Source organism: Haemophilus haemolyticus (assembly GCF_001679045.1).
Taxonomy (GTDB): domain Bacteria; phylum Pseudomonadota; class Gammaproteobacteria; order Enterobacterales; family Pasteurellaceae; genus Haemophilus; species Haemophilus haemolyticus.
Map to the genome: position 1 here is coordinate 42179 of NZ_LYCK01000013.1, position 17517 is coordinate 59695.

General features: G+C 39.5%; 14 protein-coding genes. 10 read left to right on the forward strand and 4 right to left on the reverse strand.

The features are described 5' to 3' along the window. Positions 1-69: 69 nt before the first annotated feature. The 3 genes from ilvD to ilvG are packed head-to-tail and all read right to left on the reverse strand — an operon-like array spanning position 70 to position 3844. On the reverse strand, positions 70-1908 hold the full coding sequence (ilvD, locus tag A8M50_RS05805) for a dihydroxy-acid dehydratase (protein WP_005644516.1): 1839 nt from the start codon (positions 1906-1908) through the stop codon (positions 70-72). A 59-nt stretch (positions 1909-1967) separates the two neighbouring features. After that, positions 1968-2186 carry an acetolactate synthase 2 small subunit gene (gene ilvM, locus A8M50_RS05810; RefSeq protein WP_005644328.1) on the reverse strand — a complete coding sequence of 73 codons (219 nt, stop codon included), beginning with the start codon at positions 2184-2186 and terminating at the stop codon, positions 1968-1970. Continuing rightward, a complete protein-coding gene (gene ilvG, locus A8M50_RS05815; protein ID WP_005644330.1) occupies positions 2186-3844 on the reverse strand; it encodes an acetolactate synthase 2 catalytic subunit in 1659 nt (552 codons plus the stop codon). The genes ilvM and ilvG overlap by 1 nt, the downstream gene beginning before the upstream one ends. 245 nt (positions 3845-4089) lie before the next feature. Between ilvG and A8M50_RS05820 the strand changes: the two genes are divergently transcribed. Both A8M50_RS05820 and A8M50_RS05825 read left to right on the forward strand, forming a co-directional pair. Beyond that, entirely contained in the window at positions 4090-5616 is a 1527-nt protein-coding gene (locus A8M50_RS05820) for a sodium-dependent transporter (RefSeq protein ID WP_005644388.1), read from the forward strand. A 1-nt stretch (position 5617) separates the two neighbouring features. Next, on the forward strand, positions 5618-5713 hold the full coding sequence (locus tag A8M50_RS05825; RefSeq protein ID WP_005629210.1) for a methionine/alanine import family NSS transporter small subunit: 96 nt from the start codon (positions 5618-5620) through the stop codon (positions 5711-5713). A 280-nt stretch (positions 5714-5993) separates the two neighbouring features. On the opposite strand, the gene A8M50_RS05830 is transcribed toward A8M50_RS05825, so the two are convergent. Beyond that, entirely contained in the window at positions 5994-8234 is a 2241-nt protein-coding gene (locus tag A8M50_RS05830) for a nitric-oxide reductase large subunit (protein ID WP_005644363.1), read from the reverse strand. Positions 8235-8612: 378 nt separating this feature from the next. Here A8M50_RS05830 and A8M50_RS05835 point away from each other — a divergent pair, with 378 nt between their 5' ends. The 8 genes from A8M50_RS05835 (at position 8613) to A8M50_RS05870 (ending at position 17474) form a co-directional block, all read left to right on the forward strand. Further along, a complete protein-coding gene (locus tag A8M50_RS05835; protein ID WP_005644539.1) occupies positions 8613-9743 on the forward strand; it encodes a cytochrome-c peroxidase in 1131 nt (376 codons plus the stop codon). 80 nt (positions 9744-9823) lie between these two features. Next, the gene (locus tag A8M50_RS05840; protein ID WP_005644392.1) at positions 9824-11398 is read left to right on the forward strand and encodes a DNA recombination protein RmuC; all 1575 of its coding nucleotides are present in this window, start codon (positions 9824-9826) and stop codon (positions 11396-11398) included. A 183-nt stretch (positions 11399-11581) separates the two neighbouring features. Continuing rightward, positions 11582-12001, forward strand: coding sequence for a D-ribose pyranase (gene rbsD, locus A8M50_RS05845; RefSeq protein WP_005644544.1), 420 nt, complete (start codon positions 11582-11584; stop codon positions 11999-12001). Between the two features lie 13 nt (positions 12002-12014). Continuing rightward, on the forward strand, positions 12015-13496 hold the full coding sequence (gene rbsA / locus A8M50_RS05850) for a ribose ABC transporter ATP-binding protein RbsA (RefSeq protein ID WP_005644367.1): 1482 nt from the start codon (positions 12015-12017) through the stop codon (positions 13494-13496). A 15-nt stretch (positions 13497-13511) separates the two neighbouring features. After that, a complete protein-coding gene (gene rbsC / locus A8M50_RS05855; RefSeq protein ID WP_032826482.1) occupies positions 13512-14480 on the forward strand; it encodes a ribose ABC transporter permease in 969 nt (322 codons plus the stop codon). A 19-nt stretch (positions 14481-14499) separates the two neighbouring features. Continuing rightward, the gene (rbsB, locus tag A8M50_RS05860; protein WP_005644373.1) at positions 14500-15378 is read left to right on the forward strand and encodes a ribose ABC transporter substrate-binding protein RbsB; all 879 of its coding nucleotides are present in this window, start codon (positions 14500-14502) and stop codon (positions 15376-15378) included. A gap of 135 nt (positions 15379-15513) precedes the next feature. After that, complete coding sequence (gene rbsK / locus A8M50_RS05865) at positions 15514-16434, forward strand: ribokinase (protein ID WP_005644583.1); 921 nt, start codon at positions 15514-15516, stop codon at positions 16432-16434. A gap of 26 nt (positions 16435-16460) precedes the next feature. Further along, the gene (locus tag A8M50_RS05870) at positions 16461-17474 is read left to right on the forward strand and encodes a substrate-binding domain-containing protein (protein WP_005644420.1); all 1014 of its coding nucleotides are present in this window, start codon (positions 16461-16463) and stop codon (positions 17472-17474) included. The last annotated feature ends 43 nt before the right edge of the window (positions 17475-17517 follow it).

The window sequence follows — 17517 nt, forward strand, 5'->3', positions numbered from 1 at the left end:
GATGATGAAGTGCAGTTAGTTTTTCCTTTGTTTTATCCCCCTCTTATGAAGGAGGGGGGAACCATTAAATTATTTTAATAATGTTTTATCGCGTACCGCACCTTTGTCCGCAGAGGTGGCGAAGTGACCGAATACTTTTAAAGCGAAAGATACTTCACGTTCACGGTGAGCTGGTTGCCAACCTTTTTGATCTTGTTCAGCTCTGCGTGCTGCGAGTTCTTCATTACTGATTTCTAAGTTAATTGCACGGTTTGGAATATCAATGTTGATAATATCGCCATCGCGTACTAAGCCGATTGCACCGCCAGAAGCAGCTTCTGGTGATGCGTGTCCAATAGACAAGCCTGATGTACCACCAGAGAAACGGCCATCCGTTAATAAAGCACATTTTTTGCCCAAGCCCATCGATTTTAAGTAACTGGTTGGGTATAACATTTCTTGCATACCAGGTCCGCCTTTAGGGCCTTCGTAACGGATAACAACGACATGACCTTCTTTGACTTTGCCACCCAAAATGCCTGCAACCGCATCTTCTTGGCTTTCAAATACGATAGCAGTGCCAGTGAATTTCCAAATAGATTCATCTACGCCTGCAGTTTTAACGATACATCCGTCTTCAGCGAGATTACCGAATAATACGGCTAAGCCACCTTCTTGCGAAATTGCATTTTCTTTATTACGAATACAACCGTTTACACGATCATTATCGACGGTATCCCAACGGCAATCTTGTGAGAATGCTTGAGTTGTGCGGATGCCTGCTGGGCCTGCACGGAAGAATTTATGTAATTCTTCATCTTGATTGCGAATAATATCGTATTGGTCTAGTTGTTCTCCCATGCTCATTCCAAGCACGGTGTGTGTATTTTTATGAATTAATCCTGCGCGATCTAATTCACCCAACAATCCCATAATACCGCCTGCACGGTGTACGTCTTCCATGTGGTATTTATTGGTGTTTGGTGCAATTTTGCTTAAACAAGGTACTTTGCGCGATAAACGGTCAATATCTTCCATTTTAAAATCTACGCCCGCTTCTTGAGCAGCCGCTAATAAGTGTAAAACAGTATTGCTTGAGCCACCCATTGCGATATCGAGGCTCATTGCATTTTCAAAGGCATCAAAGGTACCGATTGAACGAGGCAATACGCTTGCATCATCTTGTTCGTAATAACGTTTGCAAAGCTCGACAATTTGACGGCCTGCTTTTAAGAATAATTCTTTGCGGTCTGCGTGAGTGGCTAACATGGAACCATTGCCTGGTAAAGATAAACCTAACGCTTCAGTTAAGCAATTCATAGAGTTTGCGGTAAACATTCCTGAGCAAGAACCACAAGTTGGGCACGCACTACGCTCAATGGCATCAATGCGTTCATCTGACACATTCGGATCGGCTGCTTCAATCATCGCATCAACTAAGTCTAAGCGAATAAGCTGATCAGATAATTTCGTTTTACCCGCTTCCATTGGGCCGCCTGAGACAAAAATTGTCGGAATATTTAAACGCATTGCCGCCATTAACATTCCTGGGGTGATTTTGTCACAGTTGGAAATACACACCATCGCATCAGCACAGTGTGCATTGACCATATATTCCACGCTGTCAGCGATTAAATCACGGCTTGGCAAAGAATAAAGCATTCCACCGTGTCCCATCGCGATACCATCATCCACTGCAATAGTATTGAATTCTTTTGCTACGCCGCCTGCTTTTTCAATTTCTGCGGCAACAAGCTGACCCATATCTTTTAAATGCACATGCCCTGGTACGAATTGGGTGAAAGAGTTCACCACCGCAATAATTGGTTTACCAAAGTCATTTTCTTTCATCCCTGTTGCACGCCATAAGGCACGTGCGCCTGCCATATTACGACCTTGTGTACTGGTCGCTGAACGTAGTTTTGGCATAAATAATCTCTCCGAGTAAAATTTGGTTAGGGTAGCGTGCAATGCCTTGCACTTAATTCTTATTTTATTTCGTTTACATCTGGCAATTTCGCCAACTGATTCACTAATAGATCTAAAGTGCGGTCAGATTTTACGGTGATTTTTAACCGCACTTGGGTTTCAATCAGTGTCATTTCCATTGTTGTAACGGTAAATCCGCGGTGACGTGTTACGCGTAAAATGCGTTCTAGCACTTCAGGACGATGGCGAGCGACGAGTTCCAGTTTATATTCATTCATTAGTTCATCTCCTCTACCATATCCGCGTTACATGCACCCGGTGGCACAAGTGGCCATACACATTCATCTGGTGGAATACATACTTGTAATAAATAGGCTATTTTGCTGTTTAATAATCGGTTGAGTGCTGCATCCACATCATCGGCGGACTCAATACGTTCTGCAGGAATACCGAACGCGTTAGCAAGCATTACAAAATCTGGGTTGTCATCTAAAATGGTTTCACTGCGACGTTTATTCCAGAATAAATCCTGCCATTGACGAACCATACCTAAGCGTTGGTTATCCAATAGCAAAATTTTTACAGGTAAATTGCCACGTTTGATTGAACCTAATTCTTGAATGTTCATCATTAATGAACCATCACCTGTAACCAAAATGACGTCATCTTGCGGGCGTGCTTTTTTTGCTCCCACTGCAGCGGGTAAGCCAAAGCCCATTGTGCCGAAACCTGCCGAAGTAATGTAGTTCTCTGGCGCAAAATGCTTCATATGTTGCGCTGACCACATTTGATGCTGCCCCACATCGGTACAAATTACCGCATTATTTGGTTTGCGATTAGATAGGGTGTTGAGTAATGCCCAAGGATCAATCGGGCGATTACCTTGATTTTCAACATAAGTGAAATCTAATTTTGCTTTGAAATTTCTGATTTGTTCACGCCAAGGTTCAATATCAAGATCTTGTTTGAGTGCATTAAGTGTTTGGATTAAGTCTCCTTGTAATGCAACATCTGCACGGCGTAATTTATGGATTTCTGCCGCATCAATATCACAATGAATCACTTTAGCATGAGGCGCAAAAGTATCGAGTTTACCTGTTACACGATCGTCAAAACGCGCACCGCAGACGAGCAACAAATCACATTCTTGCACGGCAAAATTAGCAGCTTTTGTACCATGCATACCAATCATTCCCATATACACATCATCATTTGGATCAATTGCACCTAAACCTTTTAAAGTTGAGACTGATGGCATTTGGGTCTGGGCTAAAAATTCGCGTAAGGCAGGAACAGCCTTCGCCATACCAACTCCGCCACCCACATAAAGCACTGGTTTTTTAGCATTTTTTAATAATTCTTTTGCTTCAGCGAGTTTATCTACTGAAAGTGCGGTCGGTTTTTCTGGTGTTTTAACGTAGGCTTTTACATTTGCTGGCACTTCACCAATTTGAATATCGCGAGGCACATCAATAAGAACGGGGCCGGGACGTCCGCTTTGGGCAATTTCAAAGGCTTCTGCAAAAACATCAGCTAATTCATCCGCACTTTGCACGATAAAGCTGTGTTTAGTGCAAGCAAGAGAAAGTCCTAGAACATCCGCTTCTTGGAACGCATCCGTGCCGATTAATGGAGAGGAAACTTGACCGGTAATGGCTACAACTGGAATGGAGTCCATCATGGCATCGCCTAATCCAGTAACTAAATTGGTTGCGCCAGGGCCTGATGTTGCAATACAGACGCCTACTTTTCCTGTGGATCGAGCATAACCAATCGCTGCGATGGCTGCTCCTTGTTCATTACGACAAAGTAAGTGATCTAAGCCTGCGTCATAAAGGGCATCGTAGGTTGGCATTATTGCGCCGCCTGGATAGCCGAAAAGAGTCGTGACATGGTGTGCTTTTAGGCACTCCATGATGAGTTGTGCTCCTGTCATTGTGTTTGGTTCCTATTGTTTTTATTTTGGGATAAGTTCAGCATTGTAGCGAAATTTCGAGTCATTGGTAGGGTTTAGGGCGAAAAAAACGAAAAAAGTGCGGTGAAAATTGGCTTGCTTTGAATGTTTATGTTCTTTTTATTAAAAAATTCATTAATTTTTACCGCTCTTTTGGCTTATTTATTGACTGATGATTAGATTTCATTATATTGAAACTCTTTTCATTTTTTTACATAGGATAATTTATGGCGCACTCAGCCCAAAAAGCGCAAAAGCGTGAGACTTTTTCTGGTCGTCGTGCATTTATTATGGCCGCGATTGGTTCGGCCGTCGGTCTTGGTAATATTTGGCGTTTCCCTTATACCACTTATGAAAATGGTGGTGGAGCATTTATCATCCCTTACCTTATCGCGTTATTAACTGCAGGGATTCCTCTTTTATTTTTAGATTATGCAATTGGTCACCGCAATCGTGGTGGTGCCCCACTTTCTTATCGCCGTGTTAGCCCGCACTTTGAGGTATTTGGTTGGTGGCAAATGATGGTAAATGTCATCATCGGATTATATTACGCTGTGGTATTAGGCTGGGCGGCAAGCTACACCTATTTTTCTTTCACTGGCGCATGGGGTGATAAACCAATCGATTTCTTCATCGGTGAATTCTTAAAAATGGGCGACATTAAAAACGGCGTTAGTTTTGAATTTGTCGGCATGGTTACTGGCCCATTAATTGCGATGTGGATTGTTGCGTTAGGCGTGCTTTCTATGGGCGTTCAAAAAGGGATTGCTAAAGCATCCTCTGTATTGATGCCTGTACTCGTTGTAATGTTTATGGCGCTTGTGATTTATTCCTTATTCTTACCAGGTGCGGCAAAAGGTTTAGATGCATTATTTACACCAGATTGGACAAAATTATCCAATCCAAGTGTATGGATTGCCGCTTATGGACAAATCTTCTTCTCTCTTTCTATCGGCTTTGGGATTATGGTGACTTACGCCTCTTATCTTAAAAAAGAATCCGATTTAACGGGAAGTGGCTTGGTTGTAGGTTTTGCTAATAGTAGCTTTGAAGTGTTAGCGGGTATCGGCGTATTTGCAGCATTAGGTTTTATTGCAACAGCGCAAGGTCAAGAAGTGAGCGAGGTGGCAAAAGGCGGAATTGGTTTAGCATTTTTTGCGTTCCCAACCATCATCAACAAAGCACCATTTGGCGAAGTGCTTGGCGTATTGTTCTTTGGATCATTAACCTTTGCGGCATTAACTTCATTCATTTCTGTAATTGAGGTAATTATTTCCGCAATTCAAGATAAAATTCGTATTAGCCGTGGGAAAGTAACGTTTATCGTGGGTGTACCAATGATGTTAGTTTCTGTCATCTTATTCGGCACGACAACTGGCTTACCAATGTTAGATGTGTTCGATAAATTCGTAAACTATTTCGGTATTGTTGCCGTAGCATTTGCTTCTTTAATTGCGATTGTGGCAAATGAAAAACTCGGTTTATTGGGTAATCACTTAAACGAAACTTCATCTTTCAAAGTGGGTTTCTTCTGGCGTTTATGCATTGTATTAACGAGTGGTGTTTTAGCATTCATGCTTTTCAGCGAAGGGGCAAAAGTCTTCTCTGAAGGTTATGAAGGTTATCCAAACTGGTTCGTAAACACCTTTGGTTGGGGGATGTCCATTAGCTTACTTGTCGTGGCATTCTTCCTTTCTCGCTTAAAATGGAAAAGCGACACCAAGTTAACCATTGATGAAACTAAAGGAGAATAAAATGAGTACTGGTGCAATTATTATGATGATCGTGTCTCTCGCTTTGGTATGGGGTGGATTGGTTTACGCCCTGATTCGATTACCAAAAGAAGAATAATCATAAATCTGACCGCACTTTGATCTGTCCCCCAAAATTTGGACTAAATAACCAATTGATTAAGGTGTAGATTATTAACAAGCATTATTCGATATTATTTAAGGGGCTGAAGCAGATTAACATCATTGCTAATCTACTTCAGCCTCTAATATTTTTAATGTTTATCTAATATTAATGCTAATTTTATATAAAAAGCGTTGTAAGCTTATATATAAGATATGGTAGATAAGAATAAAAAAGCGACTTACTTTCACATAAGTCGCTTTTTGGGATAACCTAACTAAGTATGTTTAGGTCTGAAGAAAATCATCGTAAAGATTTGCCAGAAGAAAGCTAGTGCACCGAAGATGAATACCACATCACCACCTAAACGAACCCAACGTAAGGTATCGAATAATGGTTGTTGCATAAAGTCTTCACTACGTGCATACCATAAGCCTTCAGAGATACTTGCATATCCTTGGATAACACCGATAGGTAATAAGCTTGATACGATCATCAGCACTAAACCGCCGTTTAATAACCAGAAGCCCCATTTCATTAACTTATCGTTAAATGGTGTATCCGGACGTAAATAACGAGCGATTAAGAATACGAAACCTAATGCTAAGAAGCCATACACACCGAATAATGCAGCGTGAGCGTGAACAGCAGTTGTGTTCAAGCCTTGAACATAGTAGAGTGAAATTGGTGGGTTGATTAAGAAACCAAATACACCAGCACCTAACATATTCCAGAATGCGACGGCTACGAAGCAGTAAAGAGGCCATTTTAAACGGTCCATCCAAGGTGTTTTTTGTTGCATTGCCCAGTGTTCCCAAGCTTCATGACCTAATAACACTAATGGAACCACTTCAAGTGCTGAGAATGACGCACCTACTGCGATAATTGGTGTGGTTGCACCTGCAAAATATAGGTGGTGGAACGTACCAGGAATACCGCCGATTAAGAATAATGCTGCTTCAGTAATGGTTGCCACAGTTGCAGTACGACGTGAAACTAAACCTAAACTTACGAAGATGAATGAGAGTGCCGCTACAGAGAATACTTCGAAGAAGCCTTCTACCCATAGGTGAACCACCCACCAGCGCCAGTATTCCATCACAGAAATGTGAGTGTGCTCGCCGTAGAATAATGCAGGGCCATAGAATAAGCCGATTGCAATGACAGAAGCGAAGAATAACGCTAATAAGTTTTTGTCTCCTGGTTGTTTGAATGCGTTCACTGTACCGCGAAGCATTAAGACTAACCAGAATAAGATGCCTACGAATTTCACCGCTTGCCAGAAACGACCTAAGTCAATGAACTCATAGCCTTGGTGACCGAACATGAAGCTCCATTCTTCTGGAAGAATATGTGCAATCGCTAAATAGCTACCAGTGAATGAACCGACGACTAATACTACTAATGCCCAGAATAAAACATCCACGCCCAATTTTTGGAATTTTGGATCTTTACCGCCATTAATGATTGGTGCAAGGAATAAACCACCAGCAAGGAAGGCCATCGCAATCCAGAATAAGGCTGATTGAATATGCCAAGTACGTATTAATGAATAAGGAAAATATTGCGAAATATCAATACCATAGAATTCTTGACCTTCAACGGTATAGTGAGCAACAATCGCCCCTAAATTCACTTGCAGTAAGAATAATGCAAGCACCGTAAAGAGATATTTGCCTAATGCGCGTTGAGAAGGGGTTAACTGTAGTTTTGTTAGGGGATCAACTTCCGGAATAGGGGGATCTTGTTCATCTTCACGTTTTTTGAATGACCAAATCCAAACAACGAAACCAATACCCGCAATCAGGAATACCACACTCGCAATAGACCAAACCACGTTTTCTGGTGTTGGCACGTTATTGATTAATGGCTCGTGTGGCCAGTTGTTGGTATAACTTGCATTTGTATTTGGACGTTCAGCTGAAGCAGTCCATGCAGTCCAGAAGAAGAATTTCGTTAAGTCTTTACGTGCTTGTAGGTCAGGAAGGGTATTATCCTTCATAGCAAAGTGTTCACGCGTGACTTTAGTCGCAGGATCATCGCCGTATAAAGAAATGTAGTATTGTGCAGTTTTTTCCATTGCCGCTAAACGGGTATTTGAAAGCACAACGGTGTCATTTTCAACTTTGCTGCTACGGTATTCTTTAGTTAAACGTGCTTTTAATAAAGCTTGTTGTTCTTCATTAAGATCTGCAAAGTTTTTACCAAATTCTTTATTTGCAGTGATATCTAACCAGTTGGTTAATTCACGATGTAGCCAATCTGCAGTCCAGTCAGGTGCTTGGTATGCACCATGACCCCAAACAGAACCCACTTGCATACCACCAGTGGTTTGCCAAGCGGTTTGACCATGTAAAATTTCATCGTGAGTAATCACTTTTTCACCTGATTCTGAAACATATTGTTGCGGAATTGGTGGTGCTTCACGATAAACTTCAAACCCATAGTAACCGAGAATGGAGAATGCTCCAATCAATACGGCGACTAATAGGTACCAGAACTTTTTATACTGTCCCATTTTATCACTCCTAGGTTATTGAAAATTAACTTCCGATTTAAAATCATAGGTAAATATTTTACATAAAGCAAAATACCTGACTAATTATATCGGGTATTGTGGTGCTAAAATAATACCTATAACAAAGTAATTGACTAAAATAGTAGGTTATTTTGATTGAGATCATCAAAAAAGCGCAGTTAAAAAATGTTTTAACAGTTCTTCAATTCACAAAAGCATTGCTTTTCTACTATTAAGTTTAAGTATGTAAGAAAAGGTTTAAAAATTTGAGTTTGGTGTAAGATATCAATGTTTAAGTTAATTTATGCGCAGTCTAAATTTATAATGATGGACTTACTTTGACTAAGTGCAGTTATTTTTTATGCCCGTGGAGTTAGAATGAAAAAATATTTCTTGTCATTATTTGCCTTACCTATTTTTTGCTTTGCTCAAGAAGAACCCATAAATCCCGCATTACTTGGATTAGGTCAGGCTTTCTTTTTTGATAAATCACTTTCACACAATAAAACACAGAGTTGTTCTACTTGCCATATGCCTGCAGCTGCTTTTGCGGATTTACGTGAAAATGATATCGATAAAATGGTTTCGCAAGGTGATGATCCGACAAAGTTTGGTAATCGCAATACACCAACGGCCATTTATGCAAAATATTCCCCTGATTTTCATTTCGATGAAAAAATTAAGGATTATGTTGGCGGCCAATTTTGGGATGGTCGAGCAAAACATTTAGCTGAGCAGGCGGGGGGGCCTCCACTCAATCCTGTTGAAATGGGCATGAAAGACAAAGCCAGTGTGGTAAAACGTATTGCCGAAAATCAGGCAGTAAAAGATTACATTACCAAGCATTGGGGCGAGGAAATTTGGCAAGATGATGAGAAAATTTATGCCATTATGGAACAGGCACTTGCTGCATTTCAGCAATTAGATTTGTTTGCTCAATTCAGTTCTAAATATGACCGCACTTTGGCTGGGCAAGATAAATTTACTGACCAAGAAGCATTAGGCGAGGCGTTATTTTTTGATAAAGAAAAAACAACTTGCAGTAATTGCCATCAAATGAATGAAAAAGATCATCGTGAAGAAACTTTTACAAATTATCGTTATTTCAATCTTGGTGTGCCGAAAAATGAGACGTTGATTGCTCATAATAAATTAGGCGAAGATTGGGTGGATAATGGATTGTTAGATAATCCAATGGTGAAAGGTGATATCGCTCAAAAGGGCAAATTTAAAGTACCGACATTGCGTAATGTCGCCGTTACCGCACCTTATATGCATAACGGCGTATTTAAAGAGCTGCGTACTGTATTATTATTTTTAGATAGCCATAATAATCCTGAGCGTAAGATAAATCCTGAAACGGGTAAACCTTGGTCGGCAGCAGAATATGCGCCAACAATAAGCCATAGCGATCTTAAAGGTAAACCGCTTACTGATGCAGAAATTGATGCGTTGGAAGCATTTTTGAAAACGTTGACTGATGCAGCCTATGATAAGAGCGGTGAATAAGGTAATTTCACCGCACTTAAAGCTAAAATTTAACTCACATTTCTATGTTACAATTTACGGCATCATGTTAAGGGGGATATATGTCAGAGAATTTGTGGCTTTTTAGCTTGTTAGCAATCGTTGTTCTATTGATTTTATTGCTTATTCTGCGCCAGCAAAAATATACACATCTTCATCAAGAATTATCGAAAACGACTCAAGATTACAATCAGCTTGCTAGTAAATTTGATGAACTTAGCAGCATCAAAAATCAGCTAGAGCAGCAAGCCATCAAAGCTCAAACAGAAAACCAAGGCTTGTTAGTTAGACTCAATGAGCGTGATGAAAAAATTCATTATCTCACTCAAGAACTGGATGAGGAACAATCTCGCCATTCCGCCATAGCGGAGCAAATTACCGCATTAAAAGAACGCTTCGGGATCGCTTCTGCGCAAGCTGAAAGTTTGAATGCCCAGTTGCAACATAGCCAAAGCCAGTTATCTCGTAAAGAACAGGAGCAACAACATTTAACCGAAAAATTGACCGCACTTTCTCAAGAATTAACAGGATTAAAAACAACGTTAGCTGAAAAAGAAAAACATTTTTCCGAGCAACAACAAAACTTTGAACAATCCAAACAGCAATTGGGTGTGGAATTTCAAAATCTAGCCAATCGGATTTTGGATGAAAAAAGTCGATCATTTAGTCAATCAAATCAAACTGCCTTGGAAACGTTGCTCAAGCCTTTCCGAGAGCAAATTGAAGGTTTCCAAAAACGTGTCAATGAAATTCACTCCGAATCCGTGAAAGGTAATGCAGGCTTGGAAGCTGAAATTAAAAAAGTGCTGGAAATTGGTCTGAATATGTCGCAAGAGGCGAGTAATTTAACTTCTGCGTTGAAAGGCGAAAAGAAAACGTTAGGCAACTGGGGCGAAGTGCAATTAGAACGAGCGTTGCAACTGGCTGGGCTTGAAGAAAATGTGCATTACCGAGCCCAAGCACATTTTAAAGATGAACAAGGTGGGCGCAATTACCCTGATTTTGTGTTGAATTTACCTGATGAAAAACACTTAATTATCGACAGCAAAATGTCGTTGGTGGCTTATGAAAGTGCGGTAAATTCTGACGATGATTTTGAACGTGAGCGTTTACTCAAAGAACATATTTCTGCATTAAAAACCCATATTAACGATCTGCATAAAAAAGATTACAGTAATCTTATTGGCATGCGTAGCCCGAATTTTGTTCTTATGTTTATTGCGGTGGAGCCCGCATATATTGAGGCTTTAAAATCCGATCCTGCTTTATTTAATTACGGTTATGAACGTAATGTTATTATGGTCTCTCACACTACGTTAATGCCGATTTTACGTACCGTAGCAAACCTCTGGCGCATCGAACGCGGTAATGCCGAGGCAAAAGAAATCGCTGAAAAAGCGGGTGAAATTTATAACCAAATTTGCTTGGTCGCTGAACGTTTAAGTAAGCTCGGCAATACGCTTTCCACCGTCAGCAATCAATACAACAGCACAGTAACCGCACTTGTTGGCCAACAAGGTTTAGTTGGCAAAGTCGAACGATTTAAAACCCTTTCCGCAAAAGCGAATAAAACGATGCCAGAAGTGGAGGTATTGAATAATCAACTGGATTTGGCTAGGTTGGATACGTTGAACTAAGATAATTTCAAATAATTTATTCTCCGATTGAATGTGAATTTGGTCGGAGAATTTTTTATTTTATCTAATCAAAAAATTTTGTGATTAATATCTCAAATTTGAAATTTCTCAGTTGTTTTTCTGTTTTTGTTCTTTATATTTATCTTATCGAAACGTTTCGATAAAGGTGGATAGAGGAAATATATGAAAAAAACGATGTTATTAAATGCACAACTTTCTCGTTGTATCGCTTCTCTTGGTCACACAGAAAGTTTGACGATTTGTGATGCGGGGCTTCCTATTCCATTAAGTGTGGAACGTATAGATCTGGCCTTAACTGCGGGAGTGCCAAGTTTTTTACAAACTTTAGATACAGTGATCACTGAGATGTATGTCGAGCGAGTAGTGATTGCTGAAGAAATTAAAGAAAAAAATCCTGAAATTTTTACCGCACTTTTATCTAAACTTAGTCAAATTGAGACTAATCAAGGTAATAAGCTTCAGATAGAGTTTGTATCCCATGAAACTTTTAAAAAATATACACACCAAAGCAAAGCGATTGTTCGAAGTGGTGAGTGTTCTCCTTATGCTAATGTAATTTTATATTCTGGTGTGCCATTTTAATTTAGGTGAAATTATGGAAACCTTACTTAAAATTTCTGGCATTGATAAATCTTTCCCTGGTGTGAAGGCTTTAAGTAATGCCAGTTTATCAGTTTATTCTGGTCGAGTTATGGCATTGATGGGTGAAAATGGTGCAGGTAAATCGACTTTGATGAAGGTGCTTACTGGTATTTATTCTAAAGATGCTGGCACTATTGAGTATCTCAGTAAGGAAGTGACCTTTAAAGGCCCAAAAGAATCACAAGAGGCGGGTATTAGTATTATTCACCAAGAGCTGAATTTGGTCGACAATCTCACGATTGCTGAAAACATTTTCCTTGGTCGTGAGTTTAAAACCTCATGGGGGGCAATTAATTGGCAAAAAATGTATACCGAGGCAGATAAACTGTTAGCTCGTTTAGGTGTAACCCATAGTAGTAAAAAATTATGCTCAGAACTTTCTATTGGTGAACAGCAGATGGTTGAGATTGCAAAAGCACTCAGTTTTGAATCTAAAGTAATCATTATGGATGAACCAACGGATGCATTAACCGATACTGAAACAGAGTCTTTATTTAATGTTATTCGTGAACTTAAAGCTGAAAATCGTGGCATTGTTTATATTTCCCATCGTTTAAAAGAAATTTTTCAGATTTGCGATGATGTAACGGTTCTGAGAGATGGGCAATTCATTGGTGAGCGTGCAGTAGCTGATATTGTTGAAGATGATTTAATTGAAATGATGGTAGGGCGTCGCTTAGATGAACAATACCCACACTTGGCACGAGAAAAAGGTGAATGTGTGTTGAGTGTAGAGCATCTGAGTGGTAGTGGCATTGATGATGTTTCATTTACGCTTAATGCTGGCGAGATTGTGGGCGTTTCCGGTTTAATGGGAGCAGGAAGAACGGAGCTTGGAAAGTTACTTTACGGCGCATTACCAAAAACAAGCGGTAAAGTGCGGTTAAAAAATCAGGATATTGAGAATCACACCCCGCAAGATGGTTTAGATAATGGTATCGTGTATATATCCGAAGATCGTAAAGGTGATGGCCTAATTTTAGGCATGTCGGTAAAAGAAAATATGTCGCTAACATCTCTCGATCATTTTTCTAACAGAGGCAATATTCGCCATCAAGCAGAAAAAATGGCAGTCGATGATTTTATTTTGATGTTTAATATTAAGACCCCTAGTCGTGATCAACAGGTGGGTTTACTGTCTGGTGGAAATCAACAAAAAGTGGCAATTGCTCGTGGATTAATGACTCGTCCAAATGTGTTGATTTTAGATGAACCTACTCGTGGTGTAGATGTTGGTGCTAAGAAGGAAATTTACCAACTTATTAATGAGTTTAAGAAGGATGGTTTGAGTATTTTGATGATTTCATCGGATATGCCAGAGGTGCTTGGTATGAGTGATCGAGTGTTGGTAATGCGTGAAGGTAAAATTAGTGCAGAATTTTCTCGTGAAGAGGCAACACAAGAAAAGTTATTAGCAGCAGCTATTGGTAAATAAGAGTAGGTAAGTATGATGAAAAATGAAACATCTAATTTTCAAATAGGAAGATTTTTGATTGAACAGCGTTCTTTTATTGCGTTGATTATTCTTATCGCAATTGTATCAGTGATTAATCCTGATTTTTTTAGCGTAGATAATATTTTGAATATTTTACGTCAAACTTCAGTTAATGCGATTATTGCAGTTGGGATGACCTTTGTTATCTTAATTGCGGGAATAGATCTTTCTGTTGGATCTGTATTGGCATTGACTGGTGCTATTGCAGCCTCAATGGTAAGTATTGAATTGCCTATTTTTTTAGTAGTGCCTGTTGTTTTATTGATTGGAACACTTCTTGGTGGTGTAAGTGGTGTAATTGTTGCAAAAGGAAAAGTTCAGGCTTTTATTGCTACCTTGGTTACCATGACCTTACTGCGTGGTATAACAATGGTTTATACAGATGGTCGTCCTATTACGACAGGTTTCTCTGATAATGCGGATATATTTGCTGGTATTGGTACTGGATATTCCTTAGGTATTCCGGTACCAATTTGGATTATGAGCGCTGTGTTTGCAGTAGCTTGGTATATTTTGAAACACACACCAATCGGTCGCTATATTTATGCTTTAGGTGGAAATGAGGCGGCGACCCAACTTTCTGGTATTAACGTCAATAAAATCAAAGTATTTGTTTTTGCGGTGAGTGGTTTCCTTTCTGCATTAGCAGGTTTAATTGTTACTTCACGTTTATCCTCTGCACAACCGACAGCTGGTGTATCTTATGAATTGGATGCTATTGCTGCTGTTGTTGTTGGGGGAACAAGTTTGATGGGTGGTAAAGGTCGTGTAATGGGAACCCTCATTGGCGCATTAATCATTGGTTTTTTAAATAATGCATTAAATTTATTAGATATTTCATCTTACTATCAGATGATAGCAAAAGCGTTGGTTATTTTGGTTGCCGTTTTAGCCGATAACTATCTTGGTACGAAAAAACTGTAATTCACTTCAAGGAGAAATTATGAAAAAACTAACCGCTCTTACTTCTGCTGTATTATTAGGTTTGGCTGTTACTGGTTCAGCATCTGCACAAGACACGATCGCTTTAGCCGTGTCTACATTAGATAATCCATTTTTTGTCACATTGAAAGATGGTGCCCAGAAAAAGGCTGATGAATTAGGTTATAAATTAGTCGTGCTTGATTCACAAAATGACCCAGCTAAAGAACTCGCTAATGTTGAAGATTTAACAGTGCGTGGTGTAAAAGTACTATTGATTAATCCAACTGATTCTGAAGCTGTTGGCAATGCAGTGGCGATTGCAAACCGTAATCATATTCCAGTTATTACACTAGACCGTGGTGCAGCTAAAGGAAAAGTAGTAAGCCATATCGCATCTGACAATATAGCAGGCGGAAAAATGGCTGGGGATTTCGTTGCACAAAAATTAGGTGATGGAGCTAAGGTTATCCAACTTGAAGGTATTGCTGGTACATCTGCAGCGCGTGAACGAGGTGAAGGTTTTAAACAAGCCATCACTGCACATAAGTTTAATGTATTAGCTAGTCAGCCTGCGGACTTTGATCGTACAAAAGGTTTGAATGTAACGGAAAATTTGCTTGCCTCAAAAGGAGATGTACAGGCTATTTTTGCTCAAAATGATGAGATGGCATTAGGTGCATTACGGGCAATTAAAGCATCTAACAAAAAAGTCCTTGTTGTGGGATTTGATGGTACAGATGATGGTGTTAAAGCGGTGAAAGGTGGAAAAATGGCTGCAACTATTGCACAACAACCTGATCTTATTGGTTCATTGGGTGTTGTTACAGCTGATAAAATCTTAAAAGGCGAAAAAGTGGAATCAAAAATTCCAGTAGATTTAAAAGTAATTAGTGAATAGTTATTGCATCACTTTGTATCTCCCCCTTGCTTATATGCGACAGACTACATTAATGGCAGGGGGAGTTCCAGTTTCTTCAGATCCATGTCTCTTTCAATTTATAAAGACAAATTTTAATTGTTCAAGGAGTTTAACATGAACAAAAAACTCATCGTTCTTGGCAGTATTAATGCTGATCATGTGATTTCTGTTCCTTATTTTTCTAAGCCTGGCGAAACATTAACTGGTGATAATTACCAGCTTGTCTATGGTGGAAAAGGTGCAAATCAGGCGGTAGCTGCTGCTCGGTTAGGGGCAAATGTAGAGTTTATTGGCTGTGTTGGTTCTGATGTTATAGGTGAAACAATGAAAAATGCATTTTCACAAGAGGGGATCGATACGACAAATATTCATTCTATTTCTCAAGAAATGACGGGAATGGCATTTATTCAAGTAGCCCAATCAGGTGAAAATAGCATCGTATTAGCTCGTGGAGCAAATGCACATTTAGATGAAAAATTGGTGCGGCATAGTGAAGCAAAAATTGCTCAATCTAATTATTTGTTAATGCAGTTAGAAACGCCTATTTCAGGTGTGGAGCTCGCTGCAAAAATTGCTCAAGAAAATGGTGTGAAAGTCGTACTAAATCCTGCGCCTGCGAGAGATTTATCGGATACCTTATTAAGTATGATTGATATCATTACACCAAATGAAACAGAAGCTGAAATCCTTACTGGTGTACGAGTGAGCGATGAACAAAGTGCGCTGGAAGCTGCGCAAGTTTTCCATAAAAAAGGAATTGATTGTGTCATGATTACATTAGGTGAGAAAGGTGTATTTGTTAGCCAAAATGGTGAAACTCGTATAATTAACGGTTTCCGTGTAAAAGCAGTAGATACAACGGCTGCGGGTGATACATTTAATGGTGGATTTGTTACAGCCTTGCTAGAAGGTCAATCCTTTGAAAAGGCCGTTAGATTTGGTCAGGCGGCAGCAGCGATTAGTGTAACACGTAAAGGCGCTCAACCATCTATTCCTACTCGTCAAGAAACATTAGAATTTCTGGCTCATGTTTAAAGTGCGGTCAATTTTTTAGGTGTTTTATGGCAACAATGAAAGATATTGCTCGATTGGCGCAAGTATCTACGTCTACTGTTTCTCATGTGATTAATGGATCTCGTTTTGTCAGTGATGAAATTCGAGATAAGGTAATGCGTATAGTTGTTGAACTTAATTATACGCCTTCTTATATAGCTCGTAGCTTAAAGGTAAAAACGACAAAAACGATAGGGTTGCTTGTTACTGCGACTAATAATCCTTTTTTCTCTGAAGTTATGACTGGAGTGGAGCAATATTGTCAGAAAAATCAATATAATCTCATTATTGCTACAACGGGTGGTGATTCCAAGCGTTTACAGCAAAATCTACAAACCTTAATACATAAACAAGTAGATGGTGTATTACTGATGTGTGGCGATAGTCGTTTTCAAGCCGATATGGAGCTTGCAGTATCTTTGCCTTTAGTTGTAATGGATTGGTGGTTTACTGAGTTAAATGCAGACAAAATTCTAGAGAACTCAGAACGTGGCGGTTATCTTGCAACGAAATCTATGCTTGATGTGGGACACCAGAAAATTGGCATTATTACGGGTAATCTCAGAAAGTCAGTAGCTAAAAATCGTTTGCAGGGATATAAGAAAGCTTTGTCTGAAGCTAATATAGTTTTAAATCCCGATTGGATTGTAGAAAGTCATTTTGATTTTGAAGGAGGGATAGTTGGGGCGCAAAAACTGCTTGCGTTATCCGATAGACCGACGGCTATTTTCTGTTGTAGCGATACTATTGCTATTGGCGCTTATCAGGCAATTCAGAATCAAGGTTTACGTATTCCGCAAGATATTTCTATCATGGGATACGATGATATTGAATTAGCTCGTTATCTTTTCCCTTCTTTATCTACAATCAGTCAACCTAAAGCTGAATTAGGTAAGCTTGCTGTTGAGACTTTATTGCAACGTATACAAGAACCCAATGAAAATTACCGCACTTTAGTGTTAGAACCGACCTGTATTTTGAGAGAATCAATTTCCTCCCCTTCAAATGTAAAAATAAAATAAGAATAACCCGATTTCTTTATTGCTATTTTCAAAAAAACTGCTA

Coding starts and splice junctions, on each gene's coding strand:
- A8M50_RS05825 (WP_005629210.1), top strand. CDS start 5,618: ATGAGTACTGGTGCAATTATTATGATGATCGTGTCTCTCGCTTTGGTA.
- rbsK (WP_005644583.1), top strand. CDS start 15,514: ATGAACAAAAAACTCATCGTTCTTGGCAGTATTAATGCTGATCATGTG.
- rbsA (WP_005644367.1), top strand. CDS start 12,015: ATGGAAACCTTACTTAAAATTTCTGGCATTGATAAATCTTTCCCTGGT.
- ilvM (WP_005644328.1), bottom strand. CDS start 2,186: ATGAATGAATATAAACTGGAACTCGTCGCTCGCCATCGTCCTGAAGTG.
- ilvD (WP_005644516.1), bottom strand. CDS start 1,908: ATGCCAAAACTACGTTCAGCGACCAGTACACAAGGTCGTAATATGGCA.
- rbsC (WP_032826482.1), top strand. CDS start 13,512: ATGAAAAATGAAACATCTAATTTTCAAATAGGAAGATTTTTGATTGAA.
- rbsD (WP_005644544.1), top strand. CDS start 11,582: ATGAAAAAAACGATGTTATTAAATGCACAACTTTCTCGTTGTATCGCT.
- A8M50_RS05840 (WP_005644392.1), top strand. CDS start 9,824: ATGTCAGAGAATTTGTGGCTTTTTAGCTTGTTAGCAATCGTTGTTCTA.
- ilvG (WP_005644330.1), bottom strand. CDS start 3,844: ATGACAGGAGCACAACTCATCATGGAGTGCCTAAAAGCACACCATGTC.
- A8M50_RS05830 (WP_005644363.1), bottom strand. CDS start 8,234: ATGGGACAGTATAAAAAGTTCTGGTACCTATTAGTCGCCGTATTGATT.
- A8M50_RS05820 (WP_005644388.1), top strand. CDS start 4,090: ATGGCGCACTCAGCCCAAAAAGCGCAAAAGCGTGAGACTTTTTCTGGT.
- A8M50_RS05870 (WP_005644420.1), top strand. CDS start 16,461: ATGGCAACAATGAAAGATATTGCTCGATTGGCGCAAGTATCTACGTCT.
- A8M50_RS05835 (WP_005644539.1), top strand. CDS start 8,613: ATGAAAAAATATTTCTTGTCATTATTTGCCTTACCTATTTTTTGCTTT.
- rbsB (WP_005644373.1), top strand. CDS start 14,500: ATGAAAAAACTAACCGCTCTTACTTCTGCTGTATTATTAGGTTTGGCT.